Source organism: Pseudomonas cuatrocienegasensis, assembly GCF_900110925.1.
Lineage (GTDB): Bacteria > Pseudomonadota > Gammaproteobacteria > Pseudomonadales > Pseudomonadaceae > Aquipseudomonas > Aquipseudomonas cuatrocienegasensis.
Genome location: NZ_FOFP01000050.1, coordinates 1 through 4,854, shown reverse-complemented (window position 1 = coordinate 4,854; position 4,854 = coordinate 1). Strand labels below are relative to the sequence as shown.

Here is a 4,854-nt window from a genome sequence, read left to right as displayed (position 1 = left end):
CAAATTTTCGGCTGTTGCAGTCTTCATAGAGACACGCAAACATCAAATTGTTTGGGTGTTATATGGTCAAGCCTCACGGGCAATTAGTATTGGTTAGCTCAACGCCTCACAGCGCTTACACACCCAACCTATCAACGTCGTAGTCTTCGACGGCCCTTTAGGGAACTCAAGGTTCCAGTGAGATCTCATCTTGAGGCTAGTTTCCCGCTTAGATGCTTTCAGCGGTTATCTATTCCGAACGTAGCTACCCGGCAATGCCACTGGCGTGACAACCGGAACACCAGAGGTTCGTCCACTCCGGTCCTCTCGTACTAGGAGCAGCCCCTCTCAAATCTCAAACGTCCACGGCAGATAGGGACCGAACTGTCTCACGACGTTCTAAACCCAGCTCGCGTACCACTTTAAATGGCGAACAGCCATACCCTTGGGACCGGCTTCAGCCCCAGGATGTGATGAGCCGACATCGAGGTGCCAAACACCGCCGTCGATATGAACTCTTGGGCGGTATCAGCCTGTTATCCCCGGAGTACCTTTTATCCGTTGAGCGATGGCCCTTCCATACAGAACCACCGGATCACTAAGACCTACTTTCGTACCTGCTCGACGTGTCTGTCTCGCAGTCAAGCGCGCTTTTGCCTTTATACTCTACGACCGATTTCCGACCGGTCTGAGCGCACCTTCGTACTCCTCCGTTACTCTTTAGGAGGAGACCGCCCCAGTCAAACTACCCACCATACACTGTCCTCGATCCGGATAACGGACCAGAGTTAGAACCTCAAGGTTGCCAGGGTGGTATTTCAAGGTTGGCTCCACGCGAACTGGCGTCCACGCTTCAAAGCCTCCCACCTATCCTACACAAGCAAACTCAAAGTCCAGTGCAAAGCTATAGTAAAGGTTCACGGGGTCTTTCCGTCTAGCCGCGGATACACTGCATCTTCACAGCGATTTCAATTTCACTGAGTCTCGGGTGGAGACAGCGCCGCCATCGTTACGCCATTCGTGCAGGTCGGAACTTACCCGACAAGGAATTTCGCTACCTTAGGACCGTTATAGTTACGGCCGCCGTTTACCGGGGCTTCGATCAAGAGCTTCGCGTTAGCTAACCCCATCAATTAACCTTCCGGCACCGGGCAGGCGTCACACCCTATACGTCCACTTTCGTGTTTGCAGAGTGCTGTGTTTTTAATAAACAGTCGCAGCGGCCTGGTATCTTCGACCGGCATGAGCTTACGGAGCAAGTCCTTCACCCTCACCGGCGCACCTTCTCCCGAAGTTACGGTGCCATTTTGCCTAGTTCCTTCACCCGAGTTCTCTCAAGCGCCTTGGTATTCTCTACCTAACCACCTGTGTCGGTTTGGGGTACGGTTCCTAATTACCTGAAGCTTAGAAGCTTTTCCTGGAAGCATGGCATCAACCACTTCGTCGTCTAAAAGACAACTCGTCATCAGTTCTCGGCCTTGAACGCCCGGATTTACCTAAGCATTCAGCCTACCACCTTAAACACGGACAACCAACGCCGTGCTGGCCTAGCCTTCTCCGTCCCTCCATCGCAGTAATTAGAAGTACGGGAATATTAACCCGTTTCCCATCGACTACGCATTTCTGCCTCGCCTTAGGGGCCGACTCACCCTGCGTCGATTAACGTTGCGCAGGAAACCTTGGTCTTTCGGCGTGGGAGTTTTTCACTCCCATTGTCGTTACTCATGTCAGCATTCGCACTTCTGATACCTCCAGCAAGCTTCTCAACTCACCTTCACAGGCTTACAGAACGCTCCTCTACCGCTCAACTTACGTTGAACCCGTAGCTTCGGTGTATGGTTTGAGCCCCGTTACATCTTCCGCGCAGGCCGACTCGACTAGTGAGCTATTACGCTTTCTTTAAAGGGTGGCTGCTTCTAAGCCAACCTCCTAGCTGTCTAAGCCTTCCCACATCGTTTCCCACTTAACCATAACTTTGGGACCTTAGCTGACGGTCTGGGTTGTTTCCCTTTTCACGACGGACGTTAGCACCCGCCGTGTGTCTCCCGTGCTGACACTTGCTGGTATTCGGAGTTTGCATCGGTTTGGTAAGTCGGGATGACCCCCTAGCCGAAACAGTGCTCTACCCCCAGCAGTGATACACGAGGCGCTACCTAAATAGCTTTCGAGGAGAACCAGCTATCTCCGAGCTTGATTAGCCTTTCACTCCGATCCACAGGTCATCCGCTAACTTTTCAACGGTAGTCGGTTCGGTCCTCCAGTTAGTGTTACCCAACCTTCAACCTGCCCATGGATAGATCGCCCGGTTTCGGGTCTATACCCAGCGACTAAACGCCCTATTAAGACTCGCTTTCGCTACGCCTCCCCTATTCGGTTAAGCTCGCCACTGAATATAAGTCGCTGACCCATTATACAAAAGGTACGCAGTCACCCAACAAAGTGGGCTCCCACTGCTTGTACGCATACGGTTTCAGGATCTATTTCACTCCCCTCTCCGGGGTTCTTTTCGCCTTTCCCTCACGGTACTAGTTCACTATCGGTCAGTCAGTAGTATTTAGCCTTGGAGGATGGTCCCCCCATATTCAGACAAAGTTTCTCGTGCTCCGTCCTACTCGATTTCATTGATAAGAGAGTTTCGTGTACAGGGCTATCACCCACTACGGCCGCACTTTCCAGAGCGTTCCACTACTCTCAAATCAACTTAAGGGCTAGTCCCCGTTCGCTCGCCACTACTAAGGGAATCTCGGTTGATTTCTTTTCCTCAGGGTACTTAGATGTTTCAGTTCCCCTGGTTCGCCTTACACACCTATGTATTCAGTGTGTAATAACCAGCTTATGCTGGCTGGGTTCCCCCATTCAGAGATCTCCGGATCAAAGTCTGTTTGCCGACTCCCCGGAGCTTATCGCAGGCTACAACGTCTTTCATCGCCTCTGACTGCCAAGGCATCCACCGTATGCGCTTCTTCACTTGACCATATAACCCCAAGCAATCTGGTTACTGTCTCTAACGTGAAGACGACATTCGCCGAAAATTTGCAATTGAGAACTACAAATTTTACCTTGACCAAATTAATTACCAGTGAAAGTAATCAATCAGTCACTTCTATCACATACCCAAATTTTTAAAGAACGATTTTTCGTACCGGTCAAAGACCAGAAATCAACATTCAGCTGCCTTCGCATGAACGCTCATTTCTGAACTCTAAACAACGTGCTGTAATGGTGGAGCCAAGCGGGATCGAACCGCTGACCTCCTGCGTGCAAGGCAGGCGCTCTCCCAGCTGAGCTATGGCCCCATATTCGTACAAGGCCAAACCCCACAACAATTGGTGGGTCTGGGCAGATTCGAACTGCCGACCTCACCCTTATCAGGGGTGCGCTCTAACCAACTGAGCTACAGACCCAATCGTCTTTCGCAATGAATCAAGCAATTCGTGTGGGAGCTTATAAGGAAGCTGATGTCGTCGATTAAGGAGGTGATCCAGCCGCAGGTTCCCCTACGGCTACCTTGTTACGACTTCACCCCAGTCATGAATCACACCGTGGTAACCGTCCCCCTTGCGGTTAGACTAGCTACTTCTGGTGCAACCCACTCCCATGGTGTGACGGGCGGTGTGTACAAGGCCCGGGAACGTATTCACCGTGACATTCTGATTCACGATTACTAGCGATTCCGACTTCACGCAGTCGAGTTGCAGACTGCGATCCGGACTACGATCGGTTTTATGGGATTAGCTCCACCTCGCGGCTTGGCAACCCTTTGTACCGACCATTGTAGCACGTGTGTAGCCCTGGCCGTAAGGGCCATGATGACTTGACGTCATCCCCACCTTCCTCCGGTTTGTCACCGGCAGTCTCCTTAGAGTTCCCACCATAACGTGCTGGTAACTAAGGACAAGGGTTGCGCTCGTTACGGGACTTAACCCAACATCTCACGACACGAGCTGACGACAGCCATGCAGCACCTGTGTCTGAGTTCCCGAAGGCACCAATCCATCTCTGGAAAGTTCTCAGCATGTCAAGGCCAGGTAAGGTTCTTCGCGTTGCTTCGAATTAAACCACATGCTCCACCGCTTGTGCGGGCCCCCGTCAATTCATTTGAGTTTTAACCTTGCGGCCGTACTCCCCAGGCGGTCAACTTAATGCGTTAGCTGCGCCACTAAGAGTTCAAGACTCCCAACGGCTAGTTGACATCGTTTACGGCGTGGACTACCAGGGTATCTAATCCTGTTTGCTCCCCACGCTTTCGCACCTCAGTGTCAGTATCAGTCCAGGTGGTCGCCTTCGCCACTGGTGTTCCTTCCTATATCTACGCATTTCACCGCTACACAGGAAATTCCACCACCCTCTACCGTACTCTAGCTTGCCAGTTTTGGATGCAGTTCCCAGGTTGAGCCCGGGGCTTTCACATCCAACTTAACAAACCACCTACGCGCGCTTTACGCCCAGTAATTCCGATTAACGCTTGCACCCTCTGTATTACCGCGGCTGCTGGCACAGAGTTAGCCGGTGCTTATTCTGTCGGTAACGTCAAAATAGCAACGTATTAAGTTACTACCCTTCCTCCCAACTTAAAGTGCTTTACAATCCGAAGACCTTCTTCACACACGCGGCATGGCTGGATCAGGCTTTCGCCCATTGTCCAATATTCCCCACTGCTGCCTCCCGTAGGAGTCTGGACCGTGTCTCAGTTCCAGTGTGACTGATCATCCTCTCAGACCAGTTACGGATCGTCGCCTTGGTGAGCCGTTACCTCACCAACTAGCTAATCCGACCTAGGCTCATCTAATGGCGCGAGGCCCGAAGGTCCCCCGCTTTCTCCCGTAGGACGTATGCGGTATTAGCGTCCGTTTCCGAACGTTATCCCCCACCACT

Annotated in this window: 2 tRNA genes and 2 rRNA genes; all 4 read right to left on the bottom strand. The window is 51.9% G+C overall.

Annotated elements, in window-relative coordinates:
- Nucleotides 1–62: 62 nt before the first annotated feature.
- A 23S ribosomal RNA gene (locus BMW49_RS24395) occupies nucleotides 63–2,953 on the bottom strand.
- Nucleotides 2,954–3,199: 246 nt separating this feature from the next.
- A tRNA-Ala gene (locus tag BMW49_RS24390) sits at nucleotides 3,200–3,275 on the bottom strand.
- A 31-nt stretch (nucleotides 3,276–3,306) separates the two neighbouring features.
- Nucleotides 3,307–3,383, bottom strand: a tRNA-Ile gene (locus BMW49_RS24385).
- A 65-nt stretch (nucleotides 3,384–3,448) separates the two neighbouring features.
- Nucleotides 3,449–4,854 (bottom strand): 16S ribosomal RNA (locus BMW49_RS24380); the annotation flags it as partial.